Annotated in this window: 22 protein-coding genes; 14 read left to right on the top strand and 8 right to left on the bottom strand. The window is 55.5% G+C overall.

Annotated elements, in window-relative coordinates; translation table 11 throughout:
• Nucleotides 1–8: 8 nt before the first annotated feature.
• Nucleotides 9–464 carry a transcriptional regulator, SarA/Rot family gene (locus ACREYP_RS17540; RefSeq protein WP_008454465.1) on the bottom strand — a complete coding sequence of 152 codons (456 nt, stop codon included), beginning with the start codon at nt 462–464 and terminating at the stop codon, nt 9–11.
• Nucleotides 465–600: 136 nt separating this feature from the next.
• On the opposite strand from ACREYP_RS17540, the gene ACREYP_RS17535 reads away from it, so the two are divergent.
• Nucleotides 601–1,713, top strand: a complete 1,113-nt coding sequence (locus ACREYP_RS17535; protein WP_498881002.1) for a DUF1615 domain-containing protein — start codon at nt 601–603, stop codon at nt 1,711–1,713.
• Between the two features lie 39 nt (nt 1,714–1,752).
• Here the strand turns inward: ACREYP_RS17535 and ACREYP_RS17530 are convergent, their stop codons facing one another.
• Nucleotides 1,753–2,091, bottom strand: a complete 339-nt coding sequence (locus tag ACREYP_RS17530; protein WP_039296508.1) for a DUF2755 family protein — start codon at nt 2,089–2,091, stop codon at nt 1,753–1,755.
• A 272-nt stretch (nt 2,092–2,363) separates the two neighbouring features.
• Here ACREYP_RS17530 and ACREYP_RS17525 point away from each other — a divergent pair, with 272 nt between their 5' ends.
• Nucleotides 2,364–2,576 (top strand): DUF2754 family protein, encoded by a 213-nt coding sequence (locus tag ACREYP_RS17525; RefSeq protein WP_034807641.1) that lies wholly within the window; start codon nt 2,364–2,366, stop codon nt 2,574–2,576.
• A gap of 3 nt (nt 2,577–2,579) precedes the next feature.
• On the opposite strand, the gene ddlA is transcribed toward ACREYP_RS17525, so the two are convergent.
• Nucleotides 2,580–3,680, bottom strand: coding sequence for a D-alanine--D-alanine ligase (gene ddlA / locus ACREYP_RS17520; RefSeq protein WP_008454473.1), 1,101 nt, complete (start codon nt 3,678–3,680; stop codon nt 2,580–2,582).
• A gap of 232 nt (nt 3,681–3,912) precedes the next feature.
• Here ddlA and ACREYP_RS17515 point away from each other — a divergent pair, with 232 nt between their 5' ends.
• The 4 genes from ACREYP_RS17515 (at nt 3,913) to ACREYP_RS17500 (ending at nt 7,590) form a co-directional block, all read left to right on the top strand.
• The gene (locus ACREYP_RS17515; protein ID WP_498881001.1) at nt 3,913–5,130 is read left to right on the top strand and encodes a multidrug efflux MFS transporter; all 1,218 of its coding nucleotides are present in this window, start codon (nt 3,913–3,915) and stop codon (nt 5,128–5,130) included.
• Between the two features lie 273 nt (nt 5,131–5,403).
• Nucleotides 5,404–5,664, top strand: coding sequence for an anti-adapter protein IraP (gene iraP, locus ACREYP_RS17510; protein ID WP_008454477.1), 261 nt, complete (start codon nt 5,404–5,406; stop codon nt 5,662–5,664).
• A gap of 93 nt (nt 5,665–5,757) precedes the next feature.
• Nucleotides 5,758–7,176, top strand: a complete 1,419-nt coding sequence (phoA, locus tag ACREYP_RS17505) for an alkaline phosphatase (protein ID WP_008454478.1) — start codon at nt 5,758–5,760, stop codon at nt 7,174–7,176.
• 102 nt (nt 7,177–7,278) lie between these two features.
• Nucleotides 7,279–7,590, top strand: a complete 312-nt coding sequence (locus tag ACREYP_RS17500) for a PsiF family protein (RefSeq protein ID WP_008454479.1) — start codon at nt 7,279–7,281, stop codon at nt 7,588–7,590.
• Between the two features lie 192 nt (nt 7,591–7,782).
• On the opposite strand, the gene proC is transcribed toward ACREYP_RS17500, so the two are convergent.
• A complete protein-coding gene (gene proC / locus ACREYP_RS17495; RefSeq protein WP_008454480.1) occupies nt 7,783–8,592 on the bottom strand; it encodes a pyrroline-5-carboxylate reductase in 810 nt (269 codons plus the stop codon).
• 324 nt (nt 8,593–8,916) lie between these two features.
• On the opposite strand from proC, the gene ACREYP_RS17490 reads away from it, so the two are divergent.
• On the top strand, nt 8,917–9,378 hold the full coding sequence (locus ACREYP_RS17490; RefSeq protein WP_008454481.1) for a YaiI/YqxD family protein: 462 nt from the start codon (nt 8,917–8,919) through the stop codon (nt 9,376–9,378).
• On the opposite strand, the gene ACREYP_RS17485 is transcribed toward ACREYP_RS17490, so the two are convergent.
• Nucleotides 9,375–10,118: a DUF2076 domain-containing protein gene (locus ACREYP_RS17485; RefSeq protein WP_008454482.1), complete on the bottom strand. Its 744-nt coding sequence runs from the start codon at nt 10,116–10,118 to the stop codon at nt 9,375–9,377. The genes ACREYP_RS17490 and ACREYP_RS17485 overlap by 4 nt on opposite strands.
• A gap of 351 nt (nt 10,119–10,469) precedes the next feature.
• Here ACREYP_RS17485 and aroL point away from each other — a divergent pair, with 351 nt between their 5' ends.
• The 3 genes from aroL (at nt 10,470) to ppnP (ending at nt 12,377) form a co-directional block, all read left to right on the top strand.
• Nucleotides 10,470–10,994, top strand: coding sequence for a shikimate kinase AroL (aroL, locus tag ACREYP_RS17480; RefSeq protein WP_008454483.1), 525 nt, complete (start codon nt 10,470–10,472; stop codon nt 10,992–10,994).
• 329 nt (nt 10,995–11,323) lie between these two features.
• Complete coding sequence (locus ACREYP_RS17475) at nt 11,324–12,001, top strand: AroM family protein (RefSeq protein WP_336818496.1); 678 nt, start codon at nt 11,324–11,326, stop codon at nt 11,999–12,001.
• Nucleotides 12,002–12,083: 82 nt separating this feature from the next.
• Nucleotides 12,084–12,377, top strand: a complete 294-nt coding sequence (gene ppnP / locus ACREYP_RS17470) for a pyrimidine/purine nucleoside phosphorylase (RefSeq protein WP_008454495.1) — start codon at nt 12,084–12,086, stop codon at nt 12,375–12,377.
• A 60-nt stretch (nt 12,378–12,437) separates the two neighbouring features.
• Here the strand turns inward: ppnP and rdgC are convergent, their stop codons facing one another.
• Nucleotides 12,438–13,349: a recombination-associated protein RdgC gene (rdgC, locus tag ACREYP_RS17465; RefSeq protein ID WP_008454497.1), complete on the bottom strand. Its 912-nt coding sequence runs from the start codon at nt 13,347–13,349 to the stop codon at nt 12,438–12,440.
• A gap of 125 nt (nt 13,350–13,474) precedes the next feature.
• Here rdgC and mak point away from each other — a divergent pair, with 125 nt between their 5' ends.
• Nucleotides 13,475–14,386, top strand: a complete 912-nt coding sequence (gene mak, locus ACREYP_RS17460; protein ID WP_166994379.1) for a fructokinase — start codon at nt 13,475–13,477, stop codon at nt 14,384–14,386.
• A gap of 480 nt (nt 14,387–14,866) precedes the next feature.
• Here the strand turns inward: mak and sbcC are convergent, their stop codons facing one another.
• Together sbcC and sbcD are read right to left on the bottom strand one after the other, a co-directional pair.
• A complete protein-coding gene (sbcC, locus tag ACREYP_RS17455) occupies nt 14,867–18,022 on the bottom strand; it encodes an exonuclease subunit SbcC (RefSeq protein ID WP_336818497.1) in 3,156 nt (1,051 codons plus the stop codon).
• On the bottom strand, nt 18,019–19,236 hold the full coding sequence (gene sbcD / locus ACREYP_RS17450; protein WP_008454503.1) for an exonuclease subunit SbcD: 1,218 nt from the start codon (nt 19,234–19,236) through the stop codon (nt 18,019–18,021). The genes sbcC and sbcD overlap by 4 nt, the downstream gene beginning before the upstream one ends.
• Nucleotides 19,237–19,435: 199 nt before the next feature.
• Between sbcD and phoB the strand changes: the two genes are divergently transcribed.
• The 3 genes from phoB (at nt 19,436) to brnQ (ending at nt 23,200) form a co-directional block, all read left to right on the top strand.
• The gene (gene phoB / locus ACREYP_RS17445) at nt 19,436–20,125 is read left to right on the top strand and encodes a phosphate response regulator transcription factor PhoB (RefSeq protein ID WP_008454506.1); all 690 of its coding nucleotides are present in this window, start codon (nt 19,436–19,438) and stop codon (nt 20,123–20,125) included.
• 22 nt (nt 20,126–20,147) lie between these two features.
• On the top strand, nt 20,148–21,455 hold the full coding sequence (gene phoR / locus ACREYP_RS17440; protein WP_008454508.1) for a phosphate regulon sensor histidine kinase PhoR: 1,308 nt from the start codon (nt 20,148–20,150) through the stop codon (nt 21,453–21,455).
• A 425-nt stretch (nt 21,456–21,880) separates the two neighbouring features.
• The gene (gene brnQ / locus ACREYP_RS17435) at nt 21,881–23,200 is read left to right on the top strand and encodes a branched-chain amino acid transporter carrier protein BrnQ (RefSeq protein ID WP_008454510.1); all 1,320 of its coding nucleotides are present in this window, start codon (nt 21,881–21,883) and stop codon (nt 23,198–23,200) included.
• Nucleotides 23,201–23,204 lie beyond the last annotated feature (4 nt).

The following is a 23,204-nucleotide window of genomic DNA, read 5'->3' as shown; positions in this document are numbered from 1 at the left end:
CAGAAAGCTTAGAGGTGGCGCTCGGTGATCTCATCCGGCAGCATTTTGATCAGCAGTTCATTGAGCTGCTTTGCTTCTTCAGGCGTCAGGCGCTCGGTAAGGGTGCCGATGATCGACGCCAGCGCATCGTTCTGGAAAGCTTCGCACAGCTCTTGCCCTTTCTCAGTCAGCGCCAGAATGACCTGGCGTTTATCTTCGGGATTCACGTTTCGCACGATCAGATCTCGCTTCACCATTCGTTCAAGCATGCGGCTCATGGCGCCGGTATCCATCACCAGGTTTTTGCTGACTTCTACCGGGCTGTTAAAGCCCTTAAAGATGCTTATCAAGACTTTAAATTGCGCACCGGTGATGCCCATCGGCGAAAAGTACTGGGTGATGAGCTGGTCTTTGAACTGGTTCGACAGGTGAATCAGCAGGCCAAGGTGCAGTTTGGAATAGGGATTACCCGTAGTATTACTCATGGTATTTGCCTGGTCAGTAGTTGCAAATGAAATTACTGACCAGGCATCTAGTTGTCAATCGGTGATTTCCAGTAGCGCACAAACTGAAAAACAGGCAGGGTGGTGCGGTTGATGATGAAAGGGAAAGGATATTAACATGGTGGGTTCTCTCTCTCCGGCCCGGCGGCTTGCCGTGCCGGGGCTGCTGGCGCTGCTTGTGCTGGCCGGCTGTGCAACTAAAACCACAACGCCGGGTACCACGACAACGGCGGCAAAACCGGTAGATATCGAAACCCTGGCCCAGCGCAAAATCCCTGACGGGGTGAAGGACCGCGCGGGGCTGGCAAAAGATCTGCTGACGACCCTGAAAAGCCAGAACCTCGAGCAGAGCGAAGAGAATATCTGTTCGGTGCTGGCGGTGGCGCTGCAGGAGTCTAATTTGCAGGCCGATCCGGCGGTGCCGGGGTTGAATAAAATTGCCTGGAAAGAGATCGACCGCCGCGCGGAAAAAATGCACATCCCGCTGCTGCTGGTGCACACCGCGCTGCGCATTAACTCCCCCAACGGCAAAAGCTATAGCGAGCGGCTGGATAACGTCAAAACCGAAGGGCAGCTCAGCGCTATTTTCGATGATTTCCTGACGATGGTGCCGATGGGGCAAAAGCTGTTCGGCAGCTTTAACCCGGTACGTACCGGTGGCACGATGCAGGTCAGCGTGGCGTTTGCCGAGAAACATACCGATGGCTACCCGTGGAAAATAGAGGGGACGGTGAGGCAGGACGTTTTCACCCGCCGCGGTGGGCTTTGGTTCGGGACTTACCACTTGCTGAATTACCCGGCTAACTATACGAAACCGCTTTATCGCTTCGCCGACTACAACGCGGGCTGGTACGCCAGCCGCAATGCGGCTTTCCAGAGCGCAGTGAGTAAGGCGACGGGCGTGAAGCTGGCGCTGGACGGGGATCTGATCCTTTACACCAGCGATAAACCGAGCAGCACCGAAATGGCGGTACGTAAGCTGTCGAAACAGCTGGATATGAGCGACAGCGAAATCCGCCGGGCGCTACAAAAAGGCGACAGCATTGGGTTTGAAAAAACCAGTCTTTACAAGCAGGTCTTCGCGATAGCGGAGAAAAAAGCGGGGCAGCCGCTGGCCAGAGAAGTGCTGCCGGGGATCGTGCTTGAAAGCCCTAAAATCACCCGTAATTTGACCACGGCCTGGTTTGCAAAACGCGTGGACGACAGGCGGGCAAGCTGTATGCAGAGGTGACGATGGCGGGCGGAAGCGGCATAGCTTCCGCCTTTTTGATCAGTAATACCAGGCGGAGTGGCGGCGGTTTCTCAGGCGTATCGTCAGGGCGACAATGCCGATGGCGACAGCGCCAAGCAGGAAGGGAATCAGCCCGAACACGGTGCTGACCGCCAGGCCCATCTCAATGCGTGGGCGGCTGGCATCGTTGCCTTGCGCCAGGTATTCCAGCAGGCCGGGCGCCTGCACAATAAGATTCAGCATTTGGGTGGCCACCCAGAAGCAAAAGAGAACGAACAGCGCATAGGCGATATTGCCCGGCACCGATCTTTCTGATTTTGCTGTCATTATGACCCGAGTAGCCGGAATAACGGCTTTCGACAATGAAATATCAGGCATCACGACCTCCCGTAAAAACGCAATCTGAACCGAATGTGTGGCATCTCATGGCGTGAATTTTGGCAGGTGATAAGCGTTGTCAATATCAGATTGCTGGTAATTTGGAGGCCAGAATCCTCCTGGATTTGCATTTTTTGCTCAAGTTCACATTTTCGTAACCTAAGGTAAATCTCGTTAACATTATGCTAGCTGAGTGCGTGGCAACCGCGCGTTTCTCTGCCGCCGATGTGCGACAATGCCAGCAGGCTTATTTTTGAATGCGTGAGGCGGCTATGTTAACCCTGAAAATGCGTCGGGACTGGCACTACTATGCGGTGGCGATTGGGCTGATTTTTATTCTGAATGGCGTGGTCGGCCTGCTGGGCCTGGAAACGAAGGGCTGGCAGAGCTATGCGGTGGGGCTGGTGACCTGGGCGATCGGTTTTTGGCTTGCGGGCTTTATTATCCGCCGTCCCCGGGAAGAGTCGGGCACGGCGGAGCCTTAAGGATTACGAAGTGATCGAGCTTTTCAGCGCGCAATCCTGCTGGTGGCGCTCAAGGGCAAGCTCAATCAGGCGGGTTATCAACTCCTGGTAGCTGATACCGCTGGCCTGCCACAGCTTGGGATACATGCTGATGTTGGTAAAGCCCGGCAGCGTGTTGATCTCATTGATGATCACGTCGTTAGTTTCCGTCAGGAACACGTCGACGCGGGCCATGCCGCTACATTCCAGCGCCTGATAGGCACGAACCGCAATTTTACGGATTTTGTCGTTAACGTCGGCGTCGAGCGCCGCCGGAACGACAACCTGTGCCGCCTGCTCATCAATGTACTTGGTGTCGTACGAATAGAACTCGCTGTTCACCACGATCTCGCCGCAGGTGCTGGCCTGCGGGTAATCATTCCCCAGCACGGCGCACTCGATTTCACGGCCTTTAATACCGGTTTCAACCACCACTTTATGGTCAAACTCAAAGGCTAACGCCACCGCCGCGTGATATTGCTCTTCGGTGCTGGCTTTGCTGACGCCGACGGAGGAACCCTGGTTGGCTGGCTTGACAAACAGCGGCAGACCCAGCTGTTTTTCAACCTCGGCGAAGCTGATTTTGGCGCGGTTAGCGCGGGTTAGCGTGATGAACGGAGCCACGTTCAGGCCCGCATCGCGCAGCAGGCGTTTGGCGACGTCTTTATCCATGCTGACCGCTGAGCCCAGCACGCCGGAGCCGACGAACGGCAGATTGGCGACGCGGAGCATGCCCTGCAGGGAACCGTCTTCGCCCAGCGTGCCGTGCACAATCGGGAAAATCACGTCAATTTGGGAAAGCTGTTCTGCGGTGCTGGTTTCAATCAGCTGGTGTTCGGTCTGGCCGGGGACCAGCGCCACGTTTTTCTCTGACCGGTTCAGGGCGATAAGCGCCGGATTGTTGGCGTTCAGCAGGTAGCTGGACGCATCGTTGATATGCCACTGGCCCTGTTTATCAATCCCCAGCAGCACAACATCAAACTTCGACTTATCAATGGCGTCGACGATATTTTTTGCCGACTGCAGCGACACCTCGTGTTCTGCCGATTTTCCACCAAACACGATACCAACCCGCAGTTTTGCCATGCCTTTAATCCACCCATAAACTTTACGAAAGAGGACAACATAGCACGCTCATTCCGGGGATTCATGTGGTTCCTGCAACAACCTGTCCGGTCGGGCAGGATATGTGCTTTAGTAAGCAATCATGTCTGGATCGTAATGACAGCGCCGGGGCGCTGACGGCAATATTCATTAGTGTGATAAGCTTTCCAGAAATCGTTCTATTCTGGTTGCATCCCCTTTGAAAAAGCGCGCTATGGAGTCCTGGAAGGTCAATCTCATTTCGGTCTGGTTCGGCTGTTTTTTTACCGGCCTTGCGATCAGCCAAATTTTGCCTTTTCTTCCGCTCTACGTTGAGCAGCTTGGCGTCACTTCCCACGAAGCCCTTTCCCTTTGGTCCGGCCTGACGTTCAGCGTCACGTTTTTGGTTTCGGCTATCGTTTCGCCGATGTGGGGCAGCCTGGCCGACCGCAAAGGGCGCAAGCTGATGTTGCTTCGCGCCTCGTTTGGTATGGCGGTGGCGATTCTTCTCCAGGCCTTTGCCACCAACGTCTGGCAACTGTTCCTGTTGCGCGCGGTAATGGGGTTAACGTCGGGTTATATTCCTAATGCAATGGCGCTGATTGCCTCTCAGGTGCCACGCGAGCGCAGCGGCTGGGCTATCAGTACGCTCTCAACCGGGCAAATCAGCGGCGTGATTGTGGGCCCGCTGCTCGGCGGTTTTATGGCGGATCATCTTGGGCTAAGGCCGGTATTCTTTGCCACCGCGGGGCTGCTGATGGTCAGTTTCCTGGTGACGCTGCTGCTGATAAAAGAGGGCGCTCGCCCGAAAATCAGTAAAGATGATCGCCTGACCGGGAAAGAAGTTTTCGCCACGCTGCCTTATCCCTGGCTGATCCTCAGTCTGTTTATCACCACGCTGGTGATCCAGCTCTGTAACGGCTCGATTGGCCCGATTCTGGCGCTGTTTATTAAACAGCTGGCCCCGGACAGCAACAATATTGCGTTTATGAGCGGATTTATCGCCGCCTTGCCGGGCATATCCGCGCTCTTTGCCGCACCTAAATTGGGCAAACTGGGCGACAGGATTGGCACTGAACGTATTTTGATGGCGACGCTGTGCTGCGCCGTGGTGTTATTCCTTGCCATGTCCTTTGTCACCTCGCCGATGCAGCTTGGCATCTTGCGCTTTTTGCTGGGTTTTGCCGACGGGGCAATGTTACCGGCGGTGCAAACGCTGTTGCTCAAATACTGCAGCGACCAGGTCACCGGGCGTATCTTCGGTTATAACCAGTCGTTTATGTATTTGGGGAATGTCGCCGGGCCTTTAATGGGGGCAGGGGTTTCCGCAATGGCCGGTTTTCGTTACGTTTTTGCGGCAACCGCCGTGGTTGTGCTGTTCAATGTCTGGCAGCTGGCGGTGGCTTTTAAGCGCAAGAATGCCCGTCAGGCGCTGGCCAGTAAAAGCACTTAGCCGCCAGCCAGTTTCTCTGTGTGGGATATTATTGAGCAAAATATGAAGATTGATTTCGACTTATTATTCATTTAGTCGCTACCACAGATTTAGAGAATAATATTCCATTATTCTTTTTTTGTGGTGCAAAAAATTCGTTGTCGGGATTATTATCAGACGGAATCATTTTAATATTGCTGCTATTTGCTGTGACGCACATATTTAACCTGAGATATTGCTCTCAGGTGGATCTGAGTGTTAACGTCATGCCTTAACCCCGCAGGGACTGAGAAAATGAAAAATCTTATTGCTGAGTTATTGGTTAAGCTCGCCGAAAAGGAAGAAGAATCGAAAGAGTTGGTTGCTCAGGTTGAAGCGCTGGAAATAGTGGTCACAGCCTTATTGAGACGCCTTGAACAGGGAGAACGTTCGGCGCTGGTTGCCAGCATTGAAGGGGCGTTAGATGATGCCTCCCCAAAGACGGCAGTGCCGGTCCAGGATACCGAATTACTCCGACAATATTTAAAAAAGCTCCTTATCTATCCTCGTAGTTGAATCAAATTTTACTGTCATATTAGTGTCATAAGTCATTTTTATACTCGCTCTGTTTTTATTTATATTCAGTAGTTACTACATGGAGAAAATAAAGTGAAACAGAGCGTAATTATCGCCAGCCTGCTGCCTTTGCTGCTTGCCAGCGCCCCATCAAAATCACAAGAAACATCCTCTTCCCCTCTGGAAAATCGCGCCGCTCAGGGAGATTTAACTCAGCCGGGCGGTGCTCGCCGTATTACAGGCGATCAAACTGAAGCGATCCGTGCCTCGCTCAACAATAAAACAGCGAAGAACATTATTCTGCTGATTGGCGACGGAATGGGCGATTCGGAAATTACCGCCGCCAGAAACTATGCCGAAGGGGCTGGTGGTTTCTTTAAAGGAATTGATGCCTTACCGCTGACCGGGCAATACACCCATTATTCTTTAGACAAGAAAACGAAAAAGCCGGATTACGTCACCGATTCTGCGGCTTCCGCCACGGCGTGGAGTACCGGCGTGAAAACCTATAACGGCGCGCTGGGCGTGGACGTCGACGGGAAAGATCACGTCACCATCCTCGAACTGGCGAAGGCGGCCGGTAAGGCGACGGGTAACGTATCCACGGCGGAAATTCAGGATGCCACGCCAGCGGCGCTGGTTTCCCACGTGACGGGGCGTAAATGCTATGGCCCAAGCGCCACCAGCGAAAAATGTGCCACTAACGCGCTGGAAAACGGGGGCAAAGGCTCCATTACCGAGCAACTGCTGAATACCCGCGCCGACGTGACGCTTGGTGGTGGGGCAAAAACCTTTAGTGAAACGGCAAAAGCCGGTGAATGGAACGGGAAAACGCTGCGCGAGCAGGCCGATGCCCGTGGCTATCAGTGGGTGGATAACGCCGCCGGCCTTGCGTCGGTGACAGAAGCTAACCAGCAAAAACCGCTGATCGGTATGTTCGCCGACGGCAATATGCCTGTGCGTTGGGAAGGGCCGAAGGCCACTTACCACGGGAATATCGATCAGCCAGCCGTGACCTGTACGCCTAATCCGAAGCGCGACAGCAGCGTGCCGACCCTGGCGCAGATGACCGAAAAAGCTATCGACCTGCTGAAAGGAAACGAGAAAGGCTTCTTCCTTCAGGTCGAAGGCGCTTCTATTGATAAACAGGATCACGCCGCTAACCCATGCGGGCAGATTGGCGAGACGGTCGATCTCGATGAAGCCGTGCAAAAAGCGCTGGAGTTTGCCCGTAAAGATGGCAATACCCTGGTTGTTGTCACCGCAGACCACGCCCATTCCAGCCAGATTGTGGCGCCGGACACCAAAGCGCCTGGCCTGACTCAGGCGCTGAACACCAAAGATGGCGCGGTGATGGTCATCAGCTACGGCAACTCCGAGGGTGAATCTCAGGAGCACACCGGCACCCAGCTACGCGTGGCGGCCTATGGCCCACATGCAGCCAATGTGGTGGGGCTGACCGATCAGACCGACCTGTTCTACACCATGAAATCAGCGATGGCGCTGGAGTAAAGGTGAGCTTGCGTAACAGGTAAGAAAAAAATGCGGCGGAAACGTCGCATTTTTTTTGCCTTAGGCCAGACTTTAAACGTCACAATAAAAAAGGAATAAGGTATGAAATTTTCATTATTAGCGGTGTTACTGGTAGGGCTGGTTGGGTCAGCAACGGCGGCGGATAAAACGATGACGCCGCAGCAGCAGCGTATGACGACCTGTAATCAGCAGGCGGCTTCGCAGTCTCTGAAAGGGGACCAGCGTAAGAGCTACATGAGCAGCTGTCTCAAAGGGGAAGCGCCTGCCGCGGCGGGGAAAACCCTGACGCCTCAGCAACAAAAAATGAAGGACTGTAATGCGGACGCGGCGAAGCAATCGCTGAAGGGCGACGCCAGAAAAACCTTTATGAGTAATTGCCTGAAGAAAAAATAAGTTGTTTTGAATGACCCTCACCCCGGCCCTCTTCCTGAGAGGGAGAGGGGGGGACGGTCGATTTATGCTCGATTCAGAGCCCTCTCCCCTCGGCAGAGGGCTTTTATTTTGGGTTTTAATGAGGGGATTTATGCTCGATCTAATCCCCTCTCCCCCGGGGGGAGAGGGTTAGGGTGAGGGGCTATATCAAAATCAGGACTTCCCGAGCAGCTCTGACTTCGCCATACACTTCACCATCGCTTCCATCACGGCAGCGCGGAAACCTTTCTCTTCCAGCACTTTGACCGCTTCAATGGTGGTGCCGCCAGGGGAACAAACCATGTCTTTCAGCTCACCCGGATGGGTACCGGTTTCCAGCACCATCTTCGCCGAGCCCATCACCGCCTGAGCGGCAAACTGATAGGCCTGTTTGCGCGGCATACCGCCCAGCACGGCGGCATCGGCCATGGCTTCGATAAACATAAATACGTAAGCCGGGGCAGAGCCGCTGACGCCCACGACCGGGTGGATCATCGCTTCGCTTACGACTTCGGCCTGGCCAAAGCTGCGGAAAATGCTCACCGCATCGGCAATGTCTTCCGGCGTGACTAGCGCGTTTGGCGTGACCGACGTCATGCCCGCGTTCACCAGCGCAGGGGTATTCGGCATTGCACGGATAATTTTCCGGTCATGGCCCAGCACTTTGGCCAGGGTTTCCAGAGTGATACCCGCGGCAATGGAGATAATCACGGTGTCTTTGTTCAGGTCGGAGTTAACTTCACTCAGCACCTTAAGCATGATGTTTGGCTTCACGGCACCAAAGACGATGTCGGCTATCTGCGCAACTTCCTGCGCGCTCTGCGCCGGGTTAATGCCGTATTCTTCGCACAGGGCCTGAACTTTGTCCGGCGACGGGGTGTAGATCCAGATATTGCCGGCAGGCACAAGGCCGCTGGAAATCAGGCCGCCGAGGATGGCTTTGCCCATGTTACCGCAGCCAATAAACCCTATTTTCTTGTCCATAGCATGACTCCATGGTGATGTGTTTTGTTATTTGATGGTAATAGCTTAACCAGACTTCTGACAAATCTAATGGGGATAAAATTCTGCAACGTGTCGCCATAAAAATAAACTGGAAAATCAATTCATTGATTTTCGGCTGATAACCACAAAGAGGGAAAAACCACGCTTTTTCCCTCTTTGTCAGCAATCTCTTAACGCGCTTTTTACCGCTTAGCCTATGTTTGCACGCAACGGCGAACGGCCGGGGTGGAAACAGATAAATTTTGTCATTCGGCAAAAGCACGGCAAAATCGCCCCCATTCCCACCGAAAGTCAGGAGCCATAATGCAAATTTGGGTGGATGCCGATGCGTGTCCAAAAGTCATCAAAGAGGTGCTGTTTCGCGCGGCAGATCGCGCTCAGGTTATGGTCACGCTGGTGGCCAATCAGGGGATGAAAACGCCGCCGTCGCGGTTTATTCGCAGCCTGCAGGTTGCCTCTGGATTTGACGTGGCGGATAACGAAATTGTGCGTCGCTGCGAGAAAGACGATTTGGTTATCACCGCCGATATTCCGCTGGCGGCAGACGTGCTGGAGAAAGGGGCGGTGGCGCTGAATCCCCGGGGCGAGCTTTATACCCCTGCAACCATTCGTGAACGCCTGACGATGCGTGACTTTATGGATACTCTGCGCGCCAGCGGCGTGCAAACCGGCGGGCCGGACAGCCTGAGCCAGCGCGACCGCCAGCAGTTTGCCAATGAGCTGGAAAAGTGGCTGCTGAAGGTCGCGCGGGCGCAAAAGTCTTAGATAAAGCTGTCGTCGTCGTCGTCGCCGTAATCGTCGCCGCCAAAATCATCGTTACCGTAATCGGTATTGTCCTGCGACTGCCAGCCGCCCTGGTTCTGGAACTGACGGTCATCGACCTGGCTGTAGTCGTTGACCGAGTCGAATGAGCTGTTGTCGAAGGTCGGCGCCGGTTCATTGATAATATTGACGATCTCTTCCGGCTGGCTGCGGTGGAACATGCTGGTCAGCATTTCTGCCACCACGACACCACCGGCTACGCCCGCTGCGGTTTGCAGCGCGCCAGATAAGAACCCGCCTCCGGCACGTGGGGCGCTGGCCGGGGCAGCCTGTTGCTGTGGTGCACCATATCCGCCCTGTTGTGGCGCGCCGTAGCCTGGCGCAGAAGAGGTGCCATAGTTCTGGCTACCCGGAATCGGATCGGAGCCACGCGCAGTATTATTACTGCTGCTGCCGCCGCCGAACAACCCGGCAAGGAAACCACCGCTGCTTTGCTGCTGGCGAGATTTCTGCTCCAGCTCGCTCACCTGCGCTTCCAGGGCCTGAATTTTGCCATTCAGCTGCTTCATGGCCGCTTCCTGGATAAGGATCGTCTGCGTCATGTAGTAGGCGGCACCCGGCTGCTGGCTGAGGTGTTGCGCAATCCGTTGTTCGGCGGCCGCATCGCGGGTGGCACTTTGGCTTTCGGCCTGTTTCAGACGGTCAAAAAGCCCGTCAATAAGACGCTGCTCTTCAGCTTGCATGGTTCATACCTCTGTCATGATGAAATCTTAAAACGAGTCTGGATCACATTCAGCGTAGGTGAAACGCCTTAATCGTAAAGCTAACCATAAATGTGTTACCGAATCTCAGATTAAGGGTTGTCATTGGCCTGGCGTTTAAAGTATTGTGGCGCAGTTAGCAGGTGGTGGATTTAGTTTACACTTGTTACGCATCAGTTAATGCCGTTATAGCTGGGTTTTAAGCGACAGGTTTCATTTTTTGTAATCATTGGTTTACACTTGTCGCGTACTAGTTTAGTGGTATTATCGCATTCTGTTTTCCTGCTTTTACCCCTTGTGGCCTCAGGCCCGCATTTCCGAGGATTATCTTTGATGACTCAACCCCTATTCTTAGTCGGCGCTCGCGGCTGTGGTAAGACGACCGTCGGTCAGGCATTGGCGAGAACGCTGGGTTACGCCTTTGTCGATACCGATAGTTTTCTGCTGAACCACACCGGCAAGAGCGTGGCGGAGATTGTGGCCGAAGAGGGTTGGGAAGGGTTTCGGGCTCGTGAATCCGATGCGCTGCAGCGCGTGACGGCCCCGGCGACCGTGGTGGCAACCGGTGGTGGCATGGTGCTGGCAGAGGGCAATCGGCAGTTTATGCAGGAAAACGGCATCCCCGTTTGGTTACATGCCCCGGCGCAGGTTCTGGCTTCACGCCTGACCGCCTCTCCGGAAGAAGGGCAACGCCCAACGCTCACAGGGAAAGGCGTTACCGATGAAATCGTTGACGTGCTCGCCGCTCGCGAAGGGCTCTACCGGCAGGTTGCCCGCCACATTGTGGACGCCACTCGCTCTCCTGATGCGGTAGTGGAAGCAATCCTCAGCGCGTTACAAATGGCCCGCGCCAGTTAGCCTATACTTAACGCTCATCCATAAGAAATTAAGGACGAGCGATGGCCATTCAGCCACTTTTCGTCGAGAGCCTGACCGGCAGGATCAGGCGTACGCCGCGCGTGCGACCTTCTTCCTAAGAGAAACTTTTATCTCATTCATTTAGCTAAAATATATTCCTTAGAGATGTTGCTCAGTAGTTGATGTTTCGTTAAGGATTTCGATGTCGCTCTGGTTGTATGCTGCGGATTGTGGCGATCAAAAAATGATCGACACGGCGGAGTTATTTCATAGCGGACGTGGAGCAATGCAGCGAAGAGGGCGGTAACTGAGTAATAGCGGAGCGAAGCATGAAACCAACTGTAGCCATTCTCACCGTCGGCAAAGTGTCAGTCAGTGAGGTTTTACCTTTTTTAACTGAACATATCTCTGAACAACAAATCTCTCAGGTCAGCCTGTTGGGCAATCTCTCCCCCGGTGAGGTTCGCCGTCAGTTTTCCCCGTCCCCCGGTGAAGAAACGCTGCTCACGCTATTGGCGGATAACACCATTACGTCAGTCGGGCGGGACAAAATCTCCATTGCGATGCAGGGCATCATCGAACAGCTGGATAATCAGGGCTACGAAGTTATCCTGCTGATGAGCACGATGCCGCTGACGGGGTTAAGCGCCCGCAATGCCATTCTGCTGGAGCCTGAGCGCATCATTCCTCCGCTGGTAGCGTCGATTGTGGATGGTCATCAGGTAGGGATCATTCTGCCGGTTGCAGAAATGATTAAGTTTCAGGAGCTGAAGTGGCGCAAGCTGACCCATCCGCCGCTTTATTCGCTTGCGAACCCGATCCACGGTAGCGAAGCCGAGCTGCTGGAGGCCGGAAAAAAACTGATGGCTGAAGGGGCGGATGTTCTGGTCCTCGACTGCCTTGGCTACCATCAAAAACACCGGGATTTATTGCAAAAGCAGCTGGATGTGCCGGTGCTCTTATCCAACGTACTGGTGGCCAGATTAGCCGCAGAATTGCTTATCTGAACGGAATTAACAATTTGCGTGACAGGTCGGAGAGTTCGCCTCTATAGTGGTTTTTTCACTAATGTCGATAAAGGGCCTGTCCATGCTTCAGAGTAACGAGTACTTCTCCGGGAAAGTAAAATCCATCGGTTTTACCAGCAGCAGCACTGGCCGTGCGAGCGTTGGGGTGATGGCGGAGGGGGAATACACCTTCGGGACCGCCCAGCCGGAAGAGATGACCGTAGTGAGCGGCGCTTTGCACGTTTTGCTGCCGGGGGAAACAGAGTGGAAAACCTATGCTGCGGGCGAAGTCTTTAACGTTCCGGGCCACAGCGAGTTTCATCTGCAGGTTGCTGAGCCAACGTCCTACCTTTGCCGCTACCTGGCCGATAAATAACTGACTTTCAGGCCCCTCGTTTCACCGCGAGGGGCTTTTTTTATGCGTCAGCCACGGCAATTAACGCTGTGCTTCTCCGCCGAGGGCTTCCACCAGGTTGGTAATCAGCGCCGACAGCTCGCCGGTCATCAGAATAAAATCGGCGTCGAAACGCCCGCCAAAATCTTCCCGGTCGATATCGTCGTTCTGTTCGCGCAGGATATCGGCAAACTTCAGGCGTTTGACTGAGCCATCGTCCGCCAGCACGAACTGAATACGCTCCTGCCAGTCCAGCGCCAGCTTGGTGACCACTTTGCCGGTTTCAATGTGCGCGGCGATTTCATCGCATACCAGCTCTTGCTGCTTGCAGCGGATCACGCCGCCGCCTTCAAGGATTGCCTTGAGCTCAGCTTCGTCCATCAGCGCAAAGCCTGCCGGAACATCCCCTGAACGTACCCACTCGGTCAGCGTCAGTTCGATAGGGTTTTCCAGCGCCAGCGGGACCACCGGCAGAGAACCCAGGCTTTTACGCAGCAGGGCCAGCGTATCTTCCGCTTTTTTGGCGCTGGCGCAGTCAACCATGATCAGGCCGTTGACGGTGTCTATCCACATCATAGTCTGGCTAAAGCGGCTGAAAGCGCGCGGCAGCAGGGAGTGCAGCACTTCGTCTTTGAGGGAATCTTTCTCGGTCTTCTTCAGCTTGCGGGCCTGTTCCGCTTCGAGCTTATTGATTTTGGCTTCAAGAGCCTGTTTGATGACCGGAGCGGGCAGAATTTTTTCTTCTTTACGGGCGCAAATCACAATCTGGCCGTTGGCAACATGGGTTAATGCATCGCTGTGCGAGCCCATCGGCGACACCCAGCCGGTTTTGGCCATGTCCTGGCTGCCGCAAGGGGTGAAGGTGAAGGCGGCTAACTGTTTTTCCATTGCATCCGCCGTCAGCGTGATGTCACGGCTTAAACGGTAAACCATTAAATTTTTAAACCACAGCATGATTCTGTCCCAGGTTGTCAGTTAAACGCAGCGGGCATGATAACGAATTGACGGCCTCGTTTCATTGTCTTTGCTTGGCCTGCATTTTAGGTAGTTGATAATTATCACCAAATGAGGAAGTTCTTGTGCGCATAGGTATCGATCTCGGTGGGACTAAAACAGAAGTGATCGCGCTGGCAGACGACGGTAAACAACTTTATCGCCACCGTTTGCCCACGCCAAAAAACGACTACCAGGCCACCATCAAAAACATTGTTGAGCTGGTGCGGCTGGCGGAAGAAGCCACGGGCGAGACCGGTACGGTAGGGCTTGGGATCCCGGGATCGATCTCCCCTTATACCCGAGTGGTGAAAAATGCGAACTCAACCTGGCTGAACGGGCAGCCGTTTGACAAGGATCTTAGCGTGGCGCTCAAGCGCGAAGTCAGGCTGGCGAACGATGCTAACTGCCTGGCGGTGTCGGAAGCGATTGACGGCGCTGCCGCAGGGGCGCCGATCGTCTTCGCGGTGATCATCGGCACCGGCTGCGGCGCGGGCGTGGCGATCAATGGCCGAAGTCTGATCGGTGGCAACGGCACCGCGGGCGAGTGGGGGCATAACCCGCTGCCGTGGATGGATGAAGACGAACTGCGTTTTCGGAAAGAGGTGCCGTGCTACTGCGGCAAACAGGGCTGTATTGAGACTTTTATTTCCGGCACCGGATTCGGCACGGACTACCAGCGCCTGAGCGGGAAAACGCTGAAAGGGCACGAAATCATCAGCCTGGCAGAGCAGCAGGATCCATTGGCAGAGCTGGCTATCAGCCGCTATGAGACGCGTCTGGCGAAGTCGCTGGCGCATATCGTCAATATTCTGGATCCGGACGTGATCGTGCTGGGTGGCGGGATGAGCAACGTGGAGCGTTTATACCGGACGGTGCCGCAGCTGATCAAACCGTGGGTGTTTGGTGGCGAGTGTGAAACGCCCGTTCGCAAAGCGGTGCACGGGGATTCCAGCGGCGTTCGAGGTGCGGCGTGGCTGTGGCCGATAGAGAAGTAAATCGCCCCTCACCCCAGCCCTCTCCCCATAGGGGAGAGACGGAAAACAGATGCCGGAAACGTGGTTTTTTCCCTATGCCTCTGGGAGAGGAGTAGGGGGAAGGGAAAAACCAGTAGCGACAGCGTAGTTGAAGTTAGTACCGGGTTTAAAGCGAAACACGGTTCCGGCTTAAATCGCCTTCGTTTTCTCTCCGACTGGCCAGGGTCCGGACGTCGGGAACGGCCGGAGGCTGAGAGCGTCGGGAACGCATCTCAGCCGGCCCAGGACTGGGAGATAAAACGGAGGTCTGCCGCTTCAGCGGTCGATTTATTTCGCCGGGAGTCCGGGTTCTCAGGGGAATGACGGTGATTCCCCTGAGACGTTCACCGATGCGGTGGTGACATATGAAACCGAACTGGAAGTGAACGGAACCTTAACCGTTCCTTCATAAGCGTACTTGTGACTTAAAGAGCGTTCCCTTTGGTGAGAGCCTGGCAAGGATCACTCCACCGCGAAAGCCTTATCCAGCCGGCTGACACCTAACCCGTTAATCTTCTTCACCTTAATCTGCACCGGGATCCGCTCCTTCATCGCCTCAACGTGACTGATCACGCCGATGGTTTTGCCGCTGGCGTTGAGCGTATCCAGCGCGTCGAGTGCGGTATCCAGCGTCTGCGCGTCCAGGGTGCCAAAACCTTCATCCAGGAACAGGGAATCAATCCGGGTTTTATGGCTGACCAGGTCGGATAACGCCAGCGCCAGCGCCAGGCTTACCAGGAAGCTTTCGCCGCCGGAAAGCGTGCGGGTGTCACGTACCGCATCGGCCTGCCAGGTATCGACCACCTGTAATTCAAGCGCTTCGCTGTCTTTACGCTGTAGCAAGTAGCGCCCGTGCAGGCGATTGAGCTGATTGTTTGCCAGCCAGACGAGGTTATCCAGCGTCAGACCTTGTGCAAATTTGCGGAATTTATCCCCTTCTTTGGAGCCGATAAGCGCGTTGAGGTAGCCCCAGTCTTCCGCCTGTGCTTCACAGGCTTTTATTTCCTGCATCAGCGTTTGCTGGCGAACCCGGTTTTCCTCGTCGTGCCGCAGCTGCTGGGTAATTTGACCCTGTTGTGAAGCATTCTCACGCAGCTGGAGGGCAAGCGCCGAGATTTGCGCCTCCAGTGCGCCAGGATCTGTTTCTTCGTGCAGATTGTCTGGCCGCGCCGATAAGTGTTGAGTCAACGCACTTTCCGCCTGTTCCAGCAGAGTGACTTGCTGCTGATGCTGGCGCTCCAGAAGCTGTTTACGCTGTTCCAGCTCAAGGCGCTCGGTCTCTTCCAGCAGAGCGCGGCGGAAATCGGCTTCGTCGCTGAACTGGCTGGCCGAAAGCGCATTCCTGAACTGTGTCTGCGCCTCCGTGGTTTCTTCTTCGCTTTGCTTCAGCTGCTGTTGCAGGGACTGGCGCTGCCCTTCCAGCAGGTTGCAATCGTTATGCAGCGTTTGCCAGTTTTGCAGCGCCGCCTGGTGCTCGTGTTCATCCAGCGGCTGCGGGGCGGAGCCATCGTCCGCAAGGGTTGAGAGCAACATGTCGAGAGCGGAGAGCTGCTGGCGAAGCTGCGGCAGTTTGTCCTGCTGGTGCTGCCATTGCTGAGATTCCCTTTGGCGAGCCTCCAGCCAGGTTTGCTCTTCGCCAGGCTCAGGATGCTGGAGACCGGCCTGCTCCAGCCCCGCTTGCAGCGACGCGCGCTGTGCCAGGTAGTCTGCTTTCAGTTTTTCATGCTGCTGGCTGTCGCGTTGATATTGCGCCTCCAGCGCCTGCCGCTCGCCAAGCTGGCGCAGCTGCAGCTCGCGCTGTTCCTGATCGTCAAGCCAGGCGCTGAGATCGTCCTGAGGCGTTAAAGCGATGGCAAGTTCCGCACACTGCTGCTGCCAGCGGGCTGACAGTACAGTTTTTTCTGCCTCAATGGCGGTGCTGGCCTGCGCCAGTTTTTCGCGCTGCTGGCGCTGGGTATCAAGCTGACCTTTAAGGGCAAAGCCAAGCTCTGCGAGTTTAGCCACTTCTTGCTTAAGGGCGGCCAGGCGCTGTTGGTTCTCCCCAGGTTCGAGAGCCTTATACGCCTCTACAGCCGGGTGTTGGGTTGAGCCGCAAAGCGGACACGGCGAGTCAGGCTGCAGGCGTGCGCGCTCGGCTTCAAGGCTTTGGATGCGCTTTTCCTGTTCGACGACTTTTTCCAGATCCGCTTCGTGCTGGCGTTTGTCTTTGTACTGCTGGCGCTTTTGCCCCAGGTCAACGTCTCGCTCGGCAATCTGTTTCTCCAGCTCGGCAAGCTCGCGCCGTTGCTCGGTTTTGCGTTTCTCCAGCGTGGCAAACTGCGGCTGCAAAGTAGCCAACAGCTGGCGGGCAGGCCGGGTTGCCAGCATCCGCTGTAAATGAGCGCTCACTTCATCAGGAGAAAGGCTAAGCTTTGGCTCCGGCAGCACCTGCAGCTTTTGCCGACTGGCCTCGAGCGCCTGCTTTAGCTCGGTAAGCTGTTTTTCGTCGCGCTGCTGCTGCGTGAATGCCATGCGCCAGCCCGTCAGTTCGGCAGACCAAAGTCGATAACGGTCATTCGCCGCGAGCCAGTCTTCGACCTGCTGAGCTTCTCTCTTCAGCCGCTGAGCCTGTTCGGCGGCCAGCATTCGGGTTTGCTGCCGGCGGACGGAAAGCTGCTGTAAGCGGGTATTCACTTTCTCCGCCGCCTCGCTGTTTTGCTTCAGCGACTGCTGCTTTTCCTGCAGCCGCTGCCAGTCAGGGCGAAGTTTTTCGGCGGGCAAAGCTCGGGTCAGTTTCGCCAGCATGGGCTCTGCGTCTTTGACCGCCTGACTGGCTGTGCCCAGCGCCTGCTGCTTTTGGACTTTGTCGGCAGAAAGCCGGGTTAGCTGAGCGAGCCATTGCTGGTGCTGCTGCTGCTGTTGGTGCTCCACGGAAAGCTTTTTCTCTTCCAGAGTGAGCGCCTGCAAACTCTCGGTAAGCTGCTGTTGCTGCTCAGCAGTTAGTAGCGCGACGCCGGAAGCCTGAGCCAGCAGGTTTTCAAGGCGGCTTTTGATTTGCTTATGATTTTCAAACACCGCGGCGGAAACGGTGCCGTAAATCTCCGTGCCGGTCAGCTCTTCAAGCAGCGAGGCGCGGTCGTTGGCATCGGCGTTTAAAAAGGCGGCGAACTGCCCCTGGGAGAGCATCATTGAGCGGGTGAAACGGTCGTAGTCCAGCCCGGTGAGCGCGGCGATAATCTCCAGCTTGTCTTTGATTTTATCCGCCAGGATTTTGCCGTCGCTGATTTGAGCCAGCTCCACGCGCGGCGCCTGAAGGTTGCCGTTTGCCGCGTTGCGGGCGCGGTTCTGGCTCCAGAAGGCGCGATAGCCCGTACCTTTTACCTCAAACTCGACTTCGGCCAGGCATTCTGCGGTGTCGCGGGTCATCAAGTCATTTTGCGACTGCGACACGGTGCTGAGGCGCGGTGTCTTGTGGTACAGCGCCAGGCAAATGGCATCCAGCAGGGTGGTTTTGCCCGCGCCCGTGGGGCCGGTGATGGCAAACAGCCCGTTGCTGGCGAAAGGCTCCTGGGTGAAATCAATTTTCCACTCGCCTTTCAGGGAGTTAATGTTTTTTAACCGCAGGCTGAGGATCTTCATGCCTGTTCCTCCCGCTGGTGCAAATCTGAAAGGGTTTGGGCAAACAGCGTTCTTAGCCTGGCGGCGCGCTCCTCGCTGGTTTCTTCCTGACTCAGTCGCCGCTCAAAAACTTCTTCAACGCTTAACTCGCTCAGCGTCTCTTTATGCTGGCTGGCAATCACCCGCTCGCGCTGTTCGCGGCTGCGGCGCAGCAGAACGACTTCAACCGGCAAATCGTCTGTGAGCGCCTGCACCTGGCGCTGCATGTCGTGCAGATATTCGTCGGTGGCGATTTCGATATCCAGCCAGACTTTGGGTTCAGCAGGCGCGTTTCGCCACTGCTCTAGCTGCCGCTCGATTTCACTCAGCGACCCTTTCACGATGGCCAGCGGCTGGCTGATGGGGACTTCCAGAGGCTCGACGCTGGTTAGCGCTCCGCCGCTGAATGTCACCAGAAAAACGGTTTTTGCTTTGCCGGTTTCGTCGAAGCTCAGCGGAATCGGCGAGCCGCTGTAGCGAATATGCTCCGTGCCGCCAATTTTTTGCGCGCGATGAATGTGCCCGAGCGCAATGTAGTCGGCGGGCGGGAAGTGCTGCGCCGGGAAGGCATCCAGCGTGCCAATATAAATGTCACGCACCGCATCGGATTTCGTGACGCCTACCGTGGTCAGGTGCCCGGTGGCAATTATCGGCAGCGGCTGGTCACCGCGAAGCGCCACGGCGGCGGCATAACATTGCTGGTAATGTTCGCTGATGGCTTCCATTAAAGAGCGCTGTTTTTCATGGCCGGACAGCCCCGCCTGGCTGCTTTGAATGTCGCGAGGACGCAGGAAAGGAATTGGGCAGAGAATCGCCCCCGGCGTGCCGTCTTTTTGATTGAGCAGCAGCGCCTGTTCGTCTTTGTTATGGCGGGCGCTGGCAATGACGCGGGTGTTCAGGCAGGCCAGCAGCTCCCGGGATTCATTCAGGGTAGCTACGGAATCGTGATTCCCCGCCAGCACCACGAGCTGGCAGCCGGTGCCCTGCAGCTGCACGACAAAACGGTTATACATTTCACGGGCGTAGCTCGGCGGCGAGCCGGTATCAAAGATATCTCCCGCGACGAGGATCGCATCCACCTGATGCTCGACCGCGGCGTTTAATAGCCAGTCGAGAAAGGCCTGATGTTCAGAAACCCGGCTTTTGGTATAGAAGTTTTGGCCGAGGTGCCAGTCTGATGTGTGGAGAATGCGCATAACCTGTCCCATGGCAAAGAGGCGAATTACCGATTATAAGCTATTGAGCTGGCAGCGTAACCGCCAGTAAAAATCCATGGCTGTCATAATTCAAAAAGGTGAAATATCTTGCCGTCATCTTTTTCATAAATCTGTCACAAATCTGACGCATACTGGCGCACAATTAATAAGAGATGGTCTCTTTTCAACAGGGTAAATCATGGCGAGACGCATTTTAGTCGTAGAAGATGAAGCTCCGATTCGTGAAATGGTGAGCTTTGTGCTCGAGCAAAATGGCTTCCAGTCGGTAGAGGCGGAAGATTATGACAGCGCGGTTAACCTGCTGATTGAACCTTTCCCCGACCTGATCCTGCTGGACTGGATGCTGCCAGGCGGTTCCGGGATCCAGTTTATCAAGCACCTGAAGCGTGAAGCGCTGACCCGCGAAATCCCGGTGATGATGCTGACCGCGCGTGGCGAAGAAGAAGATCGCGTGCGTGGCCTTGAAGTCGGTGCCGATGATTACATCACTAAGCCGTTCTCGCCTAAAGAGCTGGTGGCGCGTATTAAAGCGGTGATGCGCCGTATTTCCCCGATGGCGGTGGAAGAAGTGATTGAGATGCAGGGGCTGAGCCTGGACCCGTCCTCACACCGCGTGATGACCGGCGAAGATCCGCTCGACATGGGGCCAACTGAATTTAAGCTGTTACACTTCTTTATGACCCACCCGGAGCGCGTTTACAGCCGTGAACAGCTGCTCAATAACGTGTGGGGAACGAACGTTTACGTTGAAGACCGTACCGTAGACGTGCATATTCGTCGCCTGCGTAAAGCGTTGGAAACAAGTGGTCATGACAAAATGGTGCAAACAGTTCGCGGCACGGGTTATCGTTTTTCAACCCGTTTTTAATATGCTGACAGGAGCGTGACGCGTGCTGGAACGGCTGTCATGGAAAAGGCTGGTACTGGAGCTGGTGCTCTGTTGTATGCCAGCGGCAATTCTCGGATTGATTTTTGGCCACCTGCCGTGGTTTTTACTGGCGGCGGTGACCGCCCTGTTAAGCTGGCATTTCTGGAATTTACTTCGTCTTTCCTGGTGGCTGTGGGTTGACCGCAGCATGACCCCGCCGCCCGGGCGGGGAAGCTGGGAACCTCTGCTGTACGGGCTGCACCAGATGCAGCTGCGTAATAAAAAGCGCCGCAAAGAGTTGGGCAACCTGATCAAACGCTTCCGAAGCGGAGCCGAATCGCTGCCCGATGCGGTGGTGCTGACCACCGAAGAAGGCACCATTTTTTGGTGTAACGGCCTGGCGCAACAGCTGCTTGGCCTGCGCTGGCCTGACGACAGCGGCCAAAATATCCTCAACCTGCTGCGTTACCCTGAATTCTCGCAATACGTGGCGAAGCAGCAGTTTGGTCGCCCGCTGACGCTGATACTCAACAATGGCCGTCATCTTGAGTTCCGCGTGATGCCCTACGCCGACGGGCAGTGGCTGATGGTGGCGCGAGACGTCACGCAGATGCACCAGCTTGAAGGCGCTCGCCGCAATTTCTTTGCCAACGTTAGCCATGAGCTGCGCACGCCGCTGACCGTGTTACAGGGTTACCTGGAGATGATGCAGGATCAGGCTTTGGAAGGGCCGTTGCGGGATAAAGCCCTGCATACCATGCGCGAGCAAACTTCACGCATGGAAGGGCTGGTGAGGCAATTGTTAACGCTGTCGCGCATAGAAGCCGCGCCCACGCTGTCGATGAATGAGAAAATCGACGTGCCGCTGATGCTGCGCGTGGTGGAACGAGAGGCGCAGACGTTGAGCCAGCAGAAGCAAACGCTCACTTTTAACGTTGAGCCAGGGCTGCAGGTTTACGGTAACGAAGAGCAGCTGCGCAGCGCGATCTCTAACCTGGTGTATAACGCGGTGAATCACACGCCTGCCGGGACGCACATCACCGTCACCTGGCGCAGGCTGCCTCACGGCGTAGCGTTCAGCGTGAAGGATACCGGGCCGGGGATCTCCGCCGAGCACATTCCGCGCCTGACGGAGCGTTTCTACCGAGTAGACAAAGCGCGTTCCCGGCAGACCGGAGGCAGCGGGCTTGGGCTGGCCATCGTGAAGCATGCCCTTAGCCATCATGATGCGCGGCTGGATATCGAAAGCGTACCGGGGCAGGGTTCGACGTTTTCGTTCATCCTGCCCGAGCGCTTAATCGCTCCTGAGTCAGCGGTGGCTGCACATTAATTCACCGCAACCGTCAAGTACACTTTCCACAGGCCAGTTTTCTGGCCTTTTTGTTTGTATTTTCACCACTCGTTAAGCGATGAATATCGAATTGATGCTTTTTTGTCCGCATGATAAGCCATAACAAAAGCGTATAATCAACTTTATTCACTGGTTATGCGTATTTTTAAAGGATATATTTCTGGTTTCCCGATCCCTTCTTGTCTTCAAACGCTATAAGCGTTTTAATTGCCCCCCTGTTATTACCAGACCGACTGAAATTGCGTGGTAATTCGACTAACTATTCTTCGCCACCGATCCGGAGAAGCATATTCCGCTGTCGTTACCGGTAATAACCGCGTTTTTACCGAACGTTATTTGGACTGAACGTCGGTTTAAAAATTTGAGCATTTTCAACACCACACATCCACAGGCTGCTTTATTTTATGACCTATCATTTGAAATCTCGTGACATCATCGCTCTGGGCTTTATGACCTTTGCGCTGTTTGTCGGCGCGGGCAACATTATTTTCCCTCCTATGGTTGGCTTACAGGCTGGCGAGCACGTCTGGACGGCGGCGCTTGGCTTCCTGGTCACGGCGGTAGGTTTACCCGTTCTGACTATCGTGGCGATTGCCCGCGTCGGCGGCGGTATTGACAGCCTTAGCTCGCCGATTGGCCGCCGCGCCGGTATTTTGCTGGCGACCGTCTGCTACCTGGCCGTAGGGCCGCTGTTTGCCACGCCGCGTACCACCACCGTTTCCTTTGAAGTGGGAATTGCTCCGCTGACCGGTATGGGCGATATGCCGCTGTTTATTTACAGCCTGGTGTACTTTGCGCTGGTGATCGGGATTTCTCTTTATCCGGGTAAGCTGCTGGACACCGTGGGCCACGTGCTGGCGCCGGTGAAAATCATCGCGCTGCTGATCCTGGCGGCCGGGGCGGTGCTGTGGCCAGCCGGTGGCCTGAGCACGGCGACTGAAGCCTACCAGAACGCGGCGTTTTCTAACGGCTTCGTGAACGGCTACCTGACGATGGACACGCTGGCTTCGCTGGTGTTCGGGATTGTTATCGTGAATGCCGCGCGCTCTCGCGGTGTGACCGAATCTCGCCTGCTGACCCGCTACACGATTTGGGCTGGCCTGATTGCCGGTATCGGCCTGACGGTTATCTACCTGGCACTGTTCCACCTCGGTTCCGATAGCGCGAACCTGGTCGATCAGAAAGCCAACGGCGCGGCTATTCTGCACGCTTATGTGGCGCATACCTTTGGCGGGGCCGGTAGCTTCTTCCTGGCGGCGCTGATCTTCCTGGCTTGTCTGGTTACCGCCGTGGGCCTGACCTGTGCCTGCGCGGAGTTCTTTAGCCAGTATCTGCCGCTCTCTTACCGCTCGCTGGTGTTTATCCTCGGCCTGTTCTCGATGGTGGTATCTAACCTGGGCCTGAGCCACCTGATTCAGATTTCGATCCCGGTACTGACGGCAATCTATCCACCTTGTATTGCCCTGGTGGTGTTGAGCTTCACCCGTCCGTGGTGGAACAACTCCACCCGCGTTATTGCCCCGGCGATGCTGATAAGCCTGCTGTTTGGTATGATTGACGGCATTAAGGCATCGGCCATCAGCGACATGCTGCCTGGCTGGGCGGCGAAATTGCCGCTGGCGGATCAGGGACTTGCCTGGCTGCTGCCGACCGTTGCGATGGTGGTGATCACCGCTATCTGGGACAAAGCAGCGGGGCGTCAGGTCACCTCCGCCGCCCACTAATTTT

Origin of the sequence: Enterobacter sp. TMH.L2 (assembly GCF_050847315.1) — a bacterium.
Classification (GTDB): domain Bacteria; phylum Pseudomonadota; class Gammaproteobacteria; order Enterobacterales; family Enterobacteriaceae; genus Cedecea.
The sequence above is the reverse complement of the archived record's forward strand: the minus strand, read 5'-3'. Positions and strand labels throughout refer to the sequence as shown.